This is a genomic window from Shewanella canadensis, assembly GCF_003966225.1.
Taxonomy (GTDB): domain Bacteria; phylum Pseudomonadota; class Gammaproteobacteria; order Enterobacterales; family Shewanellaceae; genus Shewanella; species Shewanella canadensis.
The window spans coordinates 749,498-764,703 of sequence record NZ_RXNU01000001.1; the positions used below are offsets into that span (position 1 = coordinate 749,498).

Sequence of the window (15,206 nt, forward strand, 5' to 3'; positions counted from 1 at the left end):
AATGAAGAAGTTAACCGCTTATTTAAACGAACATAAGATTACCGAAGTTGAGTGTGTGATCAGCGATATGACCGGTATTGCCAGAGGTAAGATCGCCCCTGTCGCCAAGTTTATCGATGAAAAAGGGATGCGGATGCCTGAAAGCGTCCTGTTGCAGACGGTGACCGGCGATTACGTCGAAGATGAACCCTATGATGCACTCTTGGATAGTGCCGATATCGATTTCGTCTGTGTCCCCGATGAGAATGCTGTCTTTCAGCTGCCTTGGACTATCGAGGCTACCGCTCAAGTCATCCATGATACTTACGACAAGATGGGTAACCCTATCGAATTGTCACCTCGAAATCTGCTGAAGAAAGTCTTGAAACTCTATGAAGATAAGGGCTGGAAGCCTGTCGTTGCGCCTGAGATGGAGTTTTATCTCACTCGTCGTAACGAAGATCCGGATCAGCCACTTATCCCACCGGTTGGACGCTCCGGACGTCAAGAGTCGGGCAGACAATCATTCTCGATAGATGCGGCAAATGAGTACGATCCTCTGTTTGAAGATATGTACGATTGGTGTGAAGTGCAGGGATTGGATATCGATACGTTAATCCATGAAGAGGGCACTGCCCAGATGGAGATTAACTTCAGCCACGGCGATGCACTCTCTATGGCGGATCAGGTATTCGTTTTCAAGCGTACGCTCAAAGAAGCCGCACTTAAGCATGGTGTCTGTGCCACCTTTATGGCTAAGCCTGTCGCAGATGAGCCGGGCAGCGCGATGCACCTGCATCAGAGTATTGTCGATGTGAAGTCAGGGCAGAATATCTTCTCGATGAAAGACGGCACTAAGAGTCCGCTCTTCTTCAGTTATATCGGTGGATTACAGAAATTTATCCCGGAACTCTTGCCTCTGTTAGCCCCGAATGTGAACTCATTCAGACGTTTCCTACCCGGCACATCGGCACCGATTAACCTCGAGTGGGGTGAAGAGAACCGTACCTGTGGCCTGCGTATTCCAGAGTCTTCACCGCAGAACCTTCGTGTTGAAAACCGTATTGCCGGCGCCGATTCGAACAGTTATCTGTCGATCGCCTCGAGCCTGTTATGTGGCTATATCGGTATGGTCGAAGATGTAAAACCATCGACGCCGGTTCAGGGAAGAGCCAACGAGTCACGTCAGAGTATTAGTCTTCCTCTGACATTAGAGGAAGCGTTAGGCGTCATGTCTGAAAGCGCTGCGTGTCGAGAGTATCTGGGAGAAGCATTTACCATGGGTTATATCGCGGTGAAGCAGGCAGACCTTGCCAGCTATAAACGCGTGATCAGTTCATGGGAGCGAGAGTACCTGTTACTCACCGTCTAATTTTCAGAAGGAGCACGCTAGTCGTGCTCCTTTATATTGAAAGTTAAAGATTAAAGAGAGTGTGACTGAAGATTCAATTGGGGTTGGATCGCAGGTTGATAATTGGAGGAATTGTTAGATTTCGTATCGGGATGCTTGTTGCCATTTATACGAGTGTACAAGGATACGTTAGCTGTAGAGCAGTAGCACACTGCCGATGCGGTTTTAAGGTGTAGCATTGGTTAAAAATTAAAACTAAATCCGGATATTACCGGTAACACAATGACAGACAGCGGTGATGTGACTCACGGCTGCTACGCTAAATCAAGGAGATAGCATGAAGCTTTTAAAGAAGATGACGACAATAGCACTATTGGGTGCGGGTGTGTTGGCAAGCAGTAATCTAATGGCACAAGAGGAGGTTCGGGTCTATAACTGGTCCGATTATATCGCCGAAGATACCTTGGCTAATTTTGAAAAAGAGACCGGCATTCGTGTGGTTTATGATGTGTTTGACAGTAATGAGGTCGTGGAAGCTAAGTTACTCTCTGGCCGCTCCGGCTATGATATTGTCGTCCCCTCTAATAGCTTCCTGGCCAAGCAAATTAAAGCCGGTGCATTTCAGAAGCTGGACTCAAACCTTCTGCCTAACCATAAAAACCTGAATTCAGATCTGATGACACAGCTTCAAACTGCCGATCCGGGTAACCAATATGCCGTGCCATACCTTTGGGGAACAAATGGTATCGGTTATAACGAGGCGAAAGTGAAAGAGGTGTTGGGTGAAGATGCACCGGTCGACTCTTTAGAGCTTATCTTTAACCCTAAGTATGCTTCAAAGCTCTCTAAGTGTGGTCTGTCGTTCCTCGACTCCGCCGATGAGATGGTACCTATGGCGCTTATCTACTTAGGTCTGGATCCTAACAGCAGCAATAAAGCTGATTTTAAGCGTGCCGGTGAAGTGTTAGAAGCCATTCGTCCACATATCACCTATTTCCACTCATCGCGTTACATCACAGATCTTGCCAATGGCGATCTCTGTGTCGCGGTCGGTTATTCAGGCGATATCTTGCAGGCTGCAACCCGTGCAGAAGAAGCTGAAAACGGCCATGTTATCGGTTACTCAATACCAAAAGAGGGCGCAAACCTCTGGTTTGATATGTTGGCCATTCCAGCCGATGCCGCTAACGTGAGCAATGCTCATACCTTTATCAACTATCTGCTTCGTCCTGAGGTGATAGCCCCTATCTCGAACTATGTCTCTTATGCCAATCCTAATGCTGCGGCTCAAGAGTTGGTCGATGAAGAGATCCGTAACGACCCGGGTATCTATCCGACTGATGAGGTATTGAAGCGTCTTTATGTGGGTGAGGTTCGTGCCTTAAAGGCACAACGTGCACTGACTCGAGTATGGACTAAGGTCAAGTCAGGTTACTAACACTCCTCGAGGGGCAAGTCACTCTTGCCTCTGTTTCACCTTTCAACACGTTTAAATTGCCGTAGGTGCCTGTAGATGAGGCGCCTTTTGTGGAGAAGTTATATGGCTAGTACCTCGGGCGTCACCAATAAACCAACAACAAAGACGCAAGGAAAAGTCCTGCTTAAGATTGAGCGGGTCAGTAAATTATTCGATGAAGTTCGCGCCGTCGATGATGTTTCATTAAACATCAATCAGGGGGAGATCTTTGCGTTATTAGGCGGTTCAGGCTCCGGTAAGTCGACACTGCTGCGCATATTGGCTGGATTTGAGAAGCCCTCAGAGGGCCGTATCTATCTGGACGGTGAAGATATTACCGATATGCCACCCCACAAACGTCCAATCAACATGATGTTTCAATCCTATGCCCTGTTCCCCCATATGTCGGTGGAACAAAATATCGCATTTGGTTTAAAACAGGATAAATTGCCTAAGGATGAGATAGCCGCCCGTGTTAAAGAGATGCTTAAGCTGGTGCATATGGAGCAGTATGCCAAGCGTAAGCCGGCTCAGCTCTCCGGTGGTCAACGTCAACGTGTCGCCTTAGCCCGTTCGCTGGCGAAGCGCCCTAAGTTACTCTTGCTCGATGAGCCGATGGGGGCATTGGATAAGAAGCTGCGAACTCAGATGCAGTTAGAAGTGGTCGATATTCTTGAAGCGGTGGGGGTAACCTGTGTGATGGTGACGCACGATCAAGAAGAGGCGATGACCATGGCCGAACGCATCTCCATCATGAACGAGGGCTGGATAGCCCAAACCGGCTCTCCTATGGATATCTATGAGAGTCCGTCATCTCGAATGGTGGCCGAATTTATCGGGTCTGTTAACCTGTTCGAAGGTGAGATTGTTGTCGATGAAGCGGATCATGCCATCATCGAGTCCCCAAGATTGGAACAGCAATTCTATATTGGTCACGGCGTATCGACCAACGTGGAAGATAAGAAGGTCTGGTTAGCCGTGAGACCCGAAAAAGCCCGCATCAGTCGTGAGCAGCCGCAACATGAATATAACTGGTGCAGTGGTGAGGTTGAGGATATTGCCTACCTTGGCGGCATCTCTGTCTATTATATCCGCCTCGCTAACGATCAGGTTATTCAGTCGGTGATGACTAACCGGGATAGGCGCTCCGATCCCCCCACATGGAAAGATAAGGTCTTCATCAGTTGGGAGGCCACCAGCGGTGTGGTCCTCAGATCATAGGAGGACATATCATGAAAAAACCACTGAAGTTTAGATTGCCAAAAGGCCAATGCTGGACGATAGGAGTGCCCTATTTCTGGTTATTACTCTTCTTCGCCCTGCCATTCGCTATCGTTCTGAAAATTAGTTTTTCGACGGCCGCCATCTCCATTCCGCCCTATGAGTCACTGTTCAATTACGCCGATGAATCTCTGCAGATCCTGCTGAACATAGGTAATTACCTGCTCATTTTCGATGACAGCCTCTACATCTATGCTTATCTGGGCTCATTGAAAATGGCCTGCATAACGACCTTAGGTTGCCTCTTGATTGGCTACCCTATGGCTTATGCGATTGCCAGGGCGCCGAAACAACAGCAAACCTTGCTGATCCTCTTGGTGATGTTGCCCTCCTGGACCTCTTTTCTTATTCGGGTTTACGCCTGGATGGGGATCTTGAGCAATAACGGCTTGATCAATAATTTACTGCTCTGGCTGGGGGTTATCTCCGAGCCCATTCAGATGCTGAACACTAATTTTGCGGTCTATATCGGCATCATCTACAGCTACCTTCCGTTTATGATCTTGCCTCTGTATGCCACCCTTTCTCAGCTCGATGGCAGCCTGTTAGAGGCGGCATCGGATCTGGGATCGAGAAGTATGAATACGTTTTGGAAGGTCACCCTTCCCCTGTCTAAAGGGGGCGTGATTGCCGGCTCTATGTTGGTCTTTATTCCTGTGGTCGGTGAGTTTGTTATTCCTGAACTGCTCGGCGGTCCGGATTCCCTGATGATAGGTAAGGTGTTATGGCAGGAGTTCTTCAATAACCGGGATTGGCCGGTCGCATCTGCGCTCGCCATTGTGATGTTGGGTCTGTTGATTATTCCGATAACCTTGTTTCACCGTTATCAGTCCAGAAGTATGGAGAAAGACGCATGAGTAGCCTAAAGGATAAGTTAAGTTTTTCTACCATCATGCTTTGGGCTGGAATGTTCTTCCTCTACATTCCTATGTTTATCTTAATATTCTACTCCTTTAACGAGTCGAAATTGGTGACCGTGTGGGGCGGGTTCTCCGCTAAATGGTACGGTGAGCTGTTTCGTGATCAGCAGATATTAGATGCGGTGTGGACCAGTTTACGGGTGGCATTTTTTGCCTCATGTATGGCTGTGGTACTCGGGACTATGGCGGCATTTGTGATGACGCGCTTCTCCCGCTCATGGGGCAAGACGACACTGTCGAGCATGATCACTGCGCCACTGGTTATGCCTGAGGTGATCACGGGTTTGTCACTGCTGTTGCTGTTTGTGCATATGGCCGACACCTTTGGTTGGCCGGCCGAGCGAGGGATGTTGACGGTATGGCTTGCCCATTCGACCTTCTGTGCCGCTTACGTAGCTGTGGTGGTATCGGCGCGTCTTCGGGAGCTGGATCAATCCATCGAAGAAGCGGCTCAAGATCTGGGGGCGACCCCGCTTAAGACGTTTTTCTATATCACGGTACCTATGATCTCTCCCTCTTTGATGGCGGGCTGGTTACTGTCATTTAGCCTCTCATTGGATGACTTAGTGATAGCCAGCTTTACATCGGGACCGGGTGCGACGACGTTACCTATGGTGGTGTTCTCCTCCGTTCGTATGGGGGTTTCACCTAAGATTAATGCCTTGGCGACGCTGATTATTTTAACCGTTTCCCTGATTGCATTTATCTCCTGGTACTTCGCTCGTCGAAGTGACAAGAAGAGCCTTCCGCCAGCCATGTAACGGGCTTAGAGGGTGAGAAAGAAGTTCAATAAGAGTAAAGATGTGTGTCGTCATGTGAACAGTCAGTGGTTCGACACACTTATCCATATAACTTGGTCTCAATAGCAAAGCCTCAGGTAAGAAGATAGAGGCAGACTGTATGGCCAAACAGATAAGAAGGTAGGGCAGAGAAATGAGCAGTGTACCTCACGCAGAATCCTATTATGCAGCTTCTGCAAACGATAAAGTTGAACGTCCTCAATTAGCAGACAATATTGAGGCCGATATTTGTATCATAGGCGCCGGTTATACCGGGTTATCGACGGCGATACACCTGTTAGAGCTTGGCTTTAGTGTCACAGTCTTGGAAGCCGCACGTATTGGCTGGGGCGCATCGGGCCGCAACGGCGGTCAGATAGTGAATAGCTTCAGCCGTGATATTGACTCGATTGAAAAAACCGTCGGTAAAGAGAACGGCAAGTTGTTTGGCGAGATGGCTTTTGAAGGCTCGCGCATCATCAAAGGGTTGATCCACAAATATAATATTCAATGCGATCTTAAAGATGGTGGTGTATTTGCCGCGATAAACCCCAAGCAGATGGGCCATCTCGAGGCACAAAAAACGCTGTGGGAGAAGCATGGCCATATGGGGCACCTGGAGCTGCTCGACGGCAAAGGGATCCGTTCCGTCGTCGACTCTGAGCGCTATGTCGGTGGTTTGCTCGACAAGAGTGGTGGACATATTCACCCGTTAAATCTTGCCTTAGGGGAAGCGCATGCGGTCGAGTCACTGGGCGGCAAGATATTTGAAGATTCGGCGGTGATTAAGGTCGAGCAGGGTGATAGCCCGGTGGTACACACGGCTAAAGGCTCGGTTAAGGCTAAGTTTGTGGTAGTGGCGGGTAATGCCTATCTGAATGGATTAATGCCACAGCTGCAGGCTAAGTCTATGCCTTGTGGCACTCAGGTGGTGACCACTGAGCCACTCAGTGATGAGTTGGCGGCGAGCTTGTTACCTCAAGATTATTGTGTCGAGGATTGTAACTATCTACTCGATTATTTCAGGCTGTCGGGTGATAAGCGCCTCATCTATGGTGGTGGCGTGGTATATGGTGCGCGGGATCCGGCCGATATTGAGGCCATAATCCGCCCTAAGATGTTGGAGACCTTCCCTCAGCTTAAAGATGTGAAGATAGACTACACCTGGACGGGGAACTTCCTGCTGACTCTGTCACGCCTGCCACAGGTAGGGCGTATTGGAGATAACGTCTACTACTCACAGGGCTGCAGTGGACATGGCGTGACCTATACTCATCTGGCAGGAAAGATATTGGCCGAGGCGATACATGGACAGGCGACCCGGTTCGATGCCTTTGCCAGTCTGCCTCACTATCCATTCCCCGGCGGCCATATGTTCAAGATCCCTTTCAGTGCCGTAGGTGCCTGGTACTACACCATGAGGGATAAACTGGGGATCTGATAAATACCGACCATGTCAAAATCAATCTGCCTCGAGCCTCTGTCGAGGCAGATCCTTCCATCAAAAAATCAAAAGCTTGCTAATTCATTTAATAAAATAGGCTTAGTGATGGCACTCGTCCTCAAGCCTGCTATTTTTAATATTATTGTATATAACTTCTCTCATTTTTTCGTATGCCATTTTGCCTGAACTTATCTGGCTTGAATAAAGCACCCTCTTGGAGAAACCGATGAAACATCTGCCCATCAGTACCAAGTTACTCTGGATCACCTCAGCGCTGTTTCTGGCAATTGTGACTATTTTATCCGTCACCTTGTGGTGGGCCTTGAGTGACAAAAATGCTGAGATTGCCAGCGAGGTGCAGGACGTGCTTCATCAAGAGACCAGAGCGAAACTGGAAGCCAGAGCCGGTGAGTATGGTGAGATGATTGCGGGGTTTATTAATGAAGCTTACCGCATTCCATACTCGTTTGCGGCAACAATAGAGCAGTCCTCGGGTACCGAGCATTTAACTCGGGAAGGGCTGGAGGTTAGTGTCGCTGCCGTGCTACAGAAGAACAGTCAGTTGTCATCCATGTATGCGCAATTTGAAGCCAATGGCTTCGATGGCAATGACGCTCAATATCTCTCGGGAGCGAGTCACAGTGTGGCGGGCGCAGGCAGTTTAGAGCTGTATTTCGTACGTAACGACGATGGCAGTGTCTCTCAGGAAGCCGTCGATGATGCCGCTGAGAAATATGTCACGACACTGAATGAGTTCGGCATTCGCGAAGCCGAATGGTATCTGTGCGCTAAGGACAGTAAGCGTCCCTGTTTAATGGAACCTTATCTGTATGAAGTGACACCGGGCCATAACGCCTTGATGACATCACTGACGGTACCGGTTCTGAAAAATGGTCAATTTATCGGGTTAGTGGGTATCGACCTTAACCTGCCGATATTTCAAAAATTGATAAAAGAGCTATCGGATGAGCTGTATCAGGGCAAGGCTAAGGTGACACTACTGAGCAGCAAGGGGTTAATCGTTGCGGCGAGTCACTATGACAAGAAAGCCAGACCGATTAAGGAGGCGATGAAGGCCGATTTAGCCGAGCAGTTGCAGAGTCTCCACAAGGGGGAGAGATATTTTGAAAATATGGATGAGATCGCGGTCGCCTATCCCATCGATATTCCGCTGTCTGGCAGTACCTGGTCGCTGGTGATCGAGGTACCCAGAGAGGAGGCATTTAAGACCGCCATGGCGCTCGATAACAAGATGCAGGCGATGGCCCAATCACTGGGAAGTCTACAGCTCACATTAGGCGCGATCGTGTCTGTTATCGCCGTTTTCAGTATCTGGCTGGTGATCCGCAGCATCATATCACCACTGAGGATGATCCAATCCAGAGTCGAAAACCTGGCCAGTGCCGAGGGGGATCTGACCCAATCTATCGAAGTCGAATCCCACGCCGAATTGATAGCCTTAGGCAAAGGGTTTAATGCATTTCTCACTAAACTCAGATTGTTAATCGTCGAGCTCAAACAGCTTGCAAGCCAATCACAACAGGAAAGCCTAACCGTGGCTAACATTGCGCAGCAAACCCGGGACAGTGTTAATGGTCAATACGGTGAGATTGAAAGTGTGGTGACTGCGGTGAATCAGATGAGCGCTACGGCACTGGAAGTGGCTAAAGCCTCGGAGCAGACCGCGACGGAAACCGATGCGATGTCGCGGAATGTGAAGCAGAGTGAGCATAGCTTAATTACTGCGATGGACTATGTGACCACTATGTCTGATGAGTCTATAGAGGCAAAAGATGCAGTTGGCCGAGTCTCAACAAGCAGCGATAATATCAGCTCTATTGTTGATGTGATCCGTTCTATTGCAGAGCAGACCAATCTACTCGCGCTCAATGCAGCCATCGAAGCTGCCAGAGCCGGCGAACAGGGGCGGGGCTTCGCGGTTGTGGCCGATGAGGTGAGGGCTCTGGCGTCAAAGACACAGACATCGACAGACGATATTACTCAGTTGATTAGTTCGCTGCAGATGGAGGTCAGCAGTGCCTCCGATGTGATAGACAGTGGTGCAGTAAAAGCCCAGCAGGCCGTGGCTCAAACAGAGGAGGCGCTGGCTTCGATCAACGCCATGGTTGCACAGATAGATGAGGTCTCGAGCCAGGTTACCCATATCGCCACAGCGGCGGAGGAGCAAAGTGCCGTCACCGAAGAGGTGAATAAGAATATAACCGGGATCTCTGATTCCGCTTCTGAACTCGCCAGGCTTGCCGGTGAAGCGCTGGATAGCAGTACTAATCTGGCCGGTTTAGTGAAGTCACAGCATGAGCAGCTGGGTCGATTGAAGACTTAAGCTTGATTCTGTACAAGGCTGGAAAATAACAAAAAAACCTTCTTTGTTGGTGATTATGATGTACATTAAATGTACAGGAAAACTTTACTCTCATTAAACAAGTCTGTCATTAACTAAGTCTGTCATTAACCAAGGTTGTTACTTTGAAAAAAACAGATACTTCCCACTACCGACACTTTCTCAAAGTGGTTGACTGCCAACAAGCCTGCCCTGCCCACACGCCGGTGCCCGAATATATTCGTCTTATCGCCGACAGAAAATACACCCAAGCCTATATGCTCAACTGGGAGTCAAATGTCTTTCCCGGCATTTTGGGACGGGTCTGTGATCGTCCCTGTGAGCCTGCATGCCGCCGAGGACGGGTCGAAGATGACCCGGTAGCCATCTGTCGCTTGAAGCGGGTTGCGGCCGATTATAAGGGGGATATACAGGCTCTGTTGCCGGAGATCCCCAGAACTAAGAATGGTAAACATATCGCCCTGATAGGCGCTGGTCCCGCCTCACTAACGGTCGCCCGGGATCTACTGCCGCTGGGTTACAAGATCACACTATTCGAACGTGATCTCCAGGCTGGTGGCATGATGCGAAGTCAAATTCCGGCGTTTCGCCTACCGGAAACTGTTCTCGATGAAGAGCTGGATTTGATTCTGCAAATGGGACTCAAGGTTCGTTTTGGTGTTGCCATAAATAGCATGAAAGCCATGCTTGAGGAGATATTTGATGTGGTCTTTGTGGGGACCGGGGCGCCGAAAGGTAGGGATGTCAGGATCCCGGGTCGCCAGGAGGCAAAGGATCATCTGACTCTGGGGATTGACTGGTTAGCCAGTGTTGCCTTTGGTCATACCCGAAGTATCGGTGAGCGGGTTATCGTTCTGGGGGGCGGCAACACAGCCATGGACTGTTGTAGAACCGCTAAACGCCTGGGAGGCAAACAGGTAAAGGTGGTGGTACGTTCGACCTTCGAAGCGATGAAGGCTTCCCCCTGGGAGAAAAGCGATGCTGCCGGGGAAAACATTGAGATCATCCCAAATCACACGCCCATAGAGTTCGTCATGGAAAAGGGGAAGTTTAAGGGCGTGCTGTTCGAGGAGCTGAAGTCCAGTTATGACGAGAAGGGCAAGCGTACGTTAACTCCAACGGGTAATACTGTGATGATGGAGTGCGATGAAGTATTGATCGCCATAGGCCAGGATACCGCCTTCCCCTGGATAGAGCGTGACATTGGCATCGAGTTCAATGAATGGCAACAGCCGGTGCTCGATGAGACCTCATTGCAATCGAGCTTACCAACGGTATTTTTTGGTGGCGATGCCGCCTTTGGTCCAAAGAATATAATTACCGCAGTGGCTCACGGTCACAAGGCTGCCATCTCTATCGATCTGCTATGCCATGGTAAAGACCCGGTCTTAGAAAGACCTGTCACTGATTTCAACCTTGTCAGCCAGAAGATGGGTATTCATGAGTGGAGTTACCATAATAAGATAAAGCTGGACTCACGCTATCCTGTGCCGCGTCTCGATTGGCAGGAGGCGATAGAGAAACTGACGAGTGAGGTCGAATTAGGCTATGACGAGAAGCTTGCCCTTGACGAAGCTCATCGTTGTTTTAACTGTGATGTTCATACCATCTTCAGTGAAGATATCTGCATCGAATGCTCCGCCTGTGAAGATGTCTGCCCGGTGGACTGCATTAACTTTATCCCGGCTCAGGCCGAGGAGACAGAGGTAAGAGATCCTATCGTCGTGAACAGGCTTAGGGTCAGTGATATAAATCCTGAGCAGGAACTTTTTGTATCAGCCCCCCTGAAGACGGGCCATTTGATGATCAAGGACGAAGATGTGTGTCTTCACTGCGGTTTGTGTGCCGAGCGTTGTCCTACCGGCGCCTGGGATATGAAAAAGTTTATCTTAAACAATGCGAAGGCCGCGATCGAATGACTGGGTGTGAGTCAATCTGCGGGGGATGTGCCGAGCGTTGCTGCCTCAAGAGGTGCCAGGGAGATGAAAAAGTTAATCTTGAATAATGTAAAGGCTACGATCAAATGACCCAATGTCAATCAATCAATGAATTTGTGGTGCGCTTTGCCAATACCAACGGTACCGGTTCTGCCAGTGCTAACAACATGTTCGCCAAGGCCATCATGCGAATGGGGCTCCCGGTAAGCGCTAAGAATATATTTCCATCCAATATTCAGGGTATGCCCACCTGGTTTGAGGTGAGGATCAGTGAGAAAGGCTATCTGGGGCGTCGCGGCGGAGCGCCAGAGATGGTGGTGGCCATGAATGCTCAGACCTTGAGTGAAGATATCGACTCGGTACGAGCCGGAGGCTATCTGCTGTATGACTCCAGCTGTATGTTACCTAAGCGTCTGGAACGGGAGGATATTATCTTTTTGGGGATGCCTATCTCCGAGATCTGTCGCACCGAGTACAGCGATCAACGTCAGCGACAGCTATTTAAGAATGTGATCTATGTGGGAGCCATGGCTGCTCTGCTTGGCCTCGATTTTCAGGTACTCAGGCAGCTGGTGTCGGAACAGTTTAAGGGAAAAGATAAGCTTATCCGTCCAAATCTGTATGCCCTGGAGCTTGGCTTTCAATTTGCGGCTAAACAGTTTAGCTGTCCGTTAGCCATACACCTTGAACGTCGGGATCTGGTGGGCGACAAAATTATGGTCGACGGTAACACCGCCTGCGCCTTAGGGGCGGTTTATGGTGGTGCTACTGTGGTTGGCTGGTACCCGATCACTCCCTCTACCTCGGTTATTGAGAAGTTTTCATCTTACTGTCAGCGATTGCGTATCGATCCCGCCAGCGGGCAAAAAAACTACGCCATAGTCCAGGCCGAAGATGAGCCCGCAGCCATAGGTATTGCCATGGGAGCCGGCTGGAGTGGCGCGCGGGCCTTTACCGCCACCAGTGGCCCCGGGATTTCACTGATGACCGAGTTTTTAGGCTTGGCCTATTTTGCCGAAGTCCCTCTGGTGCTTATCGATGTACAAAGGGCGGGGCCTTCGACCGGCATGCCAACCCGTACCCAGCAGTCGGATATGCTCACCTGCGCCTACGCCTCTCATGGCGATAGTAAGCAGGTACTCTTAATTCCATCGTCGCCATATGAATGCTTTGAATTTAGTGCCTTAGCCTTCGATCTGGCCGACCGATTACAAACGCCAATCATATTGATGACAGACCTCGATACCGGTATGAATCATCACATGAGCCGGCCTTTCGGGTGGGATGACGCCCATAAGTACGACTTGGGTAAGGTACTCGATGCCCAAGAACTGGACGAGATCACCGATTTTGCTCGTTATGCCGACATCGATGGCGATGGGATCTGTTATCGCACCCTGCCGGGGACCCACCCTAAGAAAGGTGCCTTCTTTACCCGTGGCACCTCACGTAATGAACACGCTGCATATTCAGAGAAGGCAGAAGATTACATCAATAATATGGAACGTTTGAATCATAAATTTGCCACCGCAGCCACACTTCTACCTGAGCCTGTTATTCAACTTAACGCTAAGTCAGCATCGGTGGGGTTAATTTTTTACGGCTCGACTCTGGAAGCGATTCCTGAGGCTGTAGCACTACTGATGGAGCAGGGCGTGAAGGCCAACACCATGCGTGTAAGAGGATTTCCTTTTGGTGCGCAGGTTCTCGACTTTATCGATAGCCATGATCAGGTGTTTGTTATCGAACAGAACAGAGACGGACAGCTCAGGACACTACTGTGCAATGAGTTGACGATAGACCCGGCGGCTATGACACCGGTACTCCATTACGATGGCTTAGCCATCACGGGTGAGTTTATTGCCGATTCGGTGCAAGAACAGTTATCGGCGCAAACCAATCGAGTAGCCGGCTAATGGAAAGGGATAGGGTATCGGAATAACTGAAATGGAAAGGGATAAAGTATGAGTTTTCAAAAGCCCCAGTTCAGACATCCACGTCTGGAGGTGAACGATCTAGGTTTAACTCACAGGGATTATGAGGGATCCTTGTCGACCCTATGTGCCGGATGTGGACACGACGCGATCACCGCCGCGGTGACTCAGGCCTGCGCCGAGTTATCACTCCCGCCTCATCGCATTGCAAAAATATCCGGTATTGGCTGCTCCTCCAAGGCGCCTAACTACTTTCTCAATCACGCTCATGGTTTTAATACCGTACATGGCCGCATGCCGTCGGTGGCAACGGGGGCGAATATGGCCAACAGAGACCTTATCTATCTGGGCATGTCGGGCGACGGAGACAGTGCCTCAATCGGCTTTGGTCAGTTTGCCCATGTGGTTCGCAGAAGACTCAATATGCTCTATATGGTCGCCAATAATGGAGTCTATGGTTTGACTAAGGGTCAGCTTGCTGCGACGGCGGAGCAGGGGATGAAAAATAAGGCCGGAGAGGCCTGTCTGTTTACCGATATCGACCTGTGCGTCAGTGCGCTGCAGTTTGGTGCCACCTTTGTCGCTCGCAGCTTTTCAGGTGATAAGGCTCAACTCGTGCCTCTTATCAAGGCGGCGATAAGCCATAAGGGCTTTGCCTTTATCGATATCATCTCCCCTTGCGTTACCTTCAATAACACCCCTGAGTCGACGCGCTCCTATGACTACGTCCACGACCATATAGTCACGGCGGCGATAGCCGATTTTGTGCCGGTGAAACAGGAGATCCGCTGTGAGAATGGTGATGCAGATAGCGAAGATATCTGTTTGCATGACGGCTCAATATTACGCCTCTCTCGAATTCAGCCGGATTATGATGCCCATGACCGTTTACACGCCATGGCCAGAATTGAACAGGTGAAGGCCGAAGGAAAGATATTAACGGGGTTAATGTATATAGATCCGGAAGCCGATGATTATCATGAAATTAACCAGACTACCGATACTCCCCTCAATGCCCTGAAGCAGGAGACACTCTGCCCGGGCAATCATGTTCTGCAGACGATAAATGAGAGCTTCAGATAAGAGGGAGCTGGAGAGCAGAGAAAGCCTTTAGCTTAAAGTGAGCGTCATTAGCTAAAGTGACAGGTTATAAGCTTGCGTTAGAGATAAGCCCACAGTCGGTGGGCTTATCTCATTACTGAGCATCGATTAATTTTCAATGGCATCTATTTTTTAACGGCAACCTTTTGCTTGATGCTTCCTTTAACGGGGCGGGCTATAATCGTTCGGATGACTAAGCCGAATGAAAAATTCTCACTGCTGTTCCAGGGCAGTAGTGAAACGAAGCGCGCCATGGCGCAGTAGCCAAAGACTACCTGAGCCCATGTGCCTATTGCCGGGATCCAATATATCCATCCAAGCCCCTCGACCTGCGCTAGCAACAGAAGCGACAGATACCAAAATCGAACCTGTATCGGAAATGCGGTAACACTTCGTTTCATAATGACAAAGTGAAGCAGATGAACCAAGGTAAGGGCTATGGCAAGCACAAAACCTATGGGGTCAGCGACAACTCCGTAGGTAAGCAGTGCAGCCGTTATCAGCCAATACCGCCAGCCGGTATCATTTAACTCAATCATGAACATCTGTAACTTCTCCATTAAATCCGTTGTTAGATAAGGTTTTTCTTATGGATGGTGATGTTACATTAGTTTTATCTTTTGAATAGTGGGTTATGTCACTAAAATTAGAATCTTAGCAAT

At 49.5% G+C, this 15,206-nt stretch carries 11 protein-coding genes; 10 read left to right on the forward strand and 1 reads right to left on the reverse strand.

Going from position 1 to position 15,206, the window contains the following annotated elements:
• Position 1: 1 nt before the first annotated feature.
• The 10 genes from EKG38_RS03310 to EKG38_RS03355 all read left to right on the forward strand — a co-directional run bounded on the left by EKG38_RS03310 (position 2) and on the right by EKG38_RS03355 (position 14,526).
• On the forward strand, positions 2-1,351 hold the full coding sequence (locus EKG38_RS03310) for a glutamine synthetase family protein (RefSeq protein WP_126518612.1): 1,350 nt from the start codon (positions 2-4) through the stop codon (positions 1,349-1,351).
• Positions 1,352-1,667: 316 nt separating this feature from the next.
• Complete coding sequence (locus EKG38_RS03315; protein ID WP_126518614.1) at positions 1,668-2,768, forward strand: polyamine ABC transporter substrate-binding protein; 1,101 nt, start codon at positions 1,668-1,670, stop codon at positions 2,766-2,768.
• 102 nt (positions 2,769-2,870) lie between these two features.
• Positions 2,871-4,007, forward strand: coding sequence for a polyamine ABC transporter ATP-binding protein (gene potA, locus EKG38_RS03320; protein WP_126518616.1), 1,137 nt, complete (start codon positions 2,871-2,873; stop codon positions 4,005-4,007).
• 11 nt (positions 4,008-4,018) lie between these two features.
• On the forward strand, positions 4,019-4,924 hold the full coding sequence (locus EKG38_RS03325; RefSeq protein ID WP_126518618.1) for an ABC transporter permease subunit: 906 nt from the start codon (positions 4,019-4,021) through the stop codon (positions 4,922-4,924).
• A complete protein-coding gene (locus EKG38_RS03330; RefSeq protein ID WP_126518619.1) occupies positions 4,921-5,748 on the forward strand; it encodes an ABC transporter permease subunit in 828 nt (275 codons plus the stop codon). Before EKG38_RS03325 ends, EKG38_RS03330 begins: the two co-directional genes overlap by 4 nt.
• Before the next feature lie 172 nt (positions 5,749-5,920).
• Positions 5,921-7,207: an NAD(P)/FAD-dependent oxidoreductase gene (locus EKG38_RS03335; protein ID WP_126518621.1), complete on the forward strand. Its 1,287-nt coding sequence runs from the start codon at positions 5,921-5,923 to the stop codon at positions 7,205-7,207.
• A 229-nt stretch (positions 7,208-7,436) separates the two neighbouring features.
• Entirely contained in the window at positions 7,437-9,554 is a 2,118-nt protein-coding gene (locus EKG38_RS03340) for a methyl-accepting chemotaxis protein (protein ID WP_126518623.1), read from the forward strand.
• A 143-nt stretch (positions 9,555-9,697) separates the two neighbouring features.
• Positions 9,698-11,491 (forward strand): FAD-dependent oxidoreductase, encoded by a 1,794-nt coding sequence (locus tag EKG38_RS03345; RefSeq protein WP_126518625.1) that lies wholly within the window; start codon positions 9,698-9,700, stop codon positions 11,489-11,491.
• 104 nt (positions 11,492-11,595) lie between these two features.
• Positions 11,596-13,425 (forward strand): 2-oxoacid:acceptor oxidoreductase subunit alpha, encoded by a 1,830-nt coding sequence (locus tag EKG38_RS03350; RefSeq protein WP_126518627.1) that lies wholly within the window; start codon positions 11,596-11,598, stop codon positions 13,423-13,425.
• 48 nt (positions 13,426-13,473) lie between these two features.
• Positions 13,474-14,526, forward strand: a complete 1,053-nt coding sequence (locus tag EKG38_RS03355) for a 2-oxoacid:ferredoxin oxidoreductase subunit beta (protein ID WP_126518629.1) — start codon at positions 13,474-13,476, stop codon at positions 14,524-14,526.
• A 143-nt stretch (positions 14,527-14,669) separates the two neighbouring features.
• Here the strand turns inward: EKG38_RS03355 and EKG38_RS03360 are convergent, their stop codons facing one another.
• Positions 14,670-15,089: a hypothetical protein gene (locus tag EKG38_RS03360; RefSeq protein ID WP_126518631.1), complete on the reverse strand. Its 420-nt coding sequence runs from the start codon at positions 15,087-15,089 to the stop codon at positions 14,670-14,672.
• Positions 15,090-15,206 lie beyond the last annotated feature (117 nt).

What these genes read in the sequence shown, in the direction of transcription:
- EKG38_RS03310 (WP_126518612.1), top strand. Translation starts at nt 2, where the DNA reads ATGAAGAAGTTAACCGCTTATTTAAACGAACATAAGATTACCGAAGTT.
- EKG38_RS03315 (WP_126518614.1), top strand. Translation starts at nt 1,668, where the DNA reads ATGAAGCTTTTAAAGAAGATGACGACAATAGCACTATTGGGTGCGGGT.
- potA (WP_126518616.1), top strand. Translation starts at nt 2,871, where the DNA reads ATGGCTAGTACCTCGGGCGTCACCAATAAACCAACAACAAAGACGCAA.
- EKG38_RS03325 (WP_126518618.1), top strand. Translation starts at nt 4,019, where the DNA reads ATGAAAAAACCACTGAAGTTTAGATTGCCAAAAGGCCAATGCTGGACG.
- EKG38_RS03330 (WP_126518619.1), top strand. Translation starts at nt 4,921, where the DNA reads ATGAGTAGCCTAAAGGATAAGTTAAGTTTTTCTACCATCATGCTTTGG.
- EKG38_RS03335 (WP_126518621.1), top strand. Translation starts at nt 5,921, where the DNA reads ATGAGCAGTGTACCTCACGCAGAATCCTATTATGCAGCTTCTGCAAAC.
- EKG38_RS03340 (WP_126518623.1), top strand. Translation starts at nt 7,437, where the DNA reads ATGAAACATCTGCCCATCAGTACCAAGTTACTCTGGATCACCTCAGCG.
- EKG38_RS03350 (WP_126518627.1), top strand. Translation starts at nt 11,596, where the DNA reads ATGACCCAATGTCAATCAATCAATGAATTTGTGGTGCGCTTTGCCAAT.
- EKG38_RS03355 (WP_126518629.1), top strand. Translation starts at nt 13,474, where the DNA reads ATGAGTTTTCAAAAGCCCCAGTTCAGACATCCACGTCTGGAGGTGAAC.
- EKG38_RS03360 (WP_126518631.1), bottom strand. Translation starts at nt 15,089, where the DNA reads ATGTTCATGATTGAGTTAAATGATACCGGCTGGCGGTATTGGCTGATA.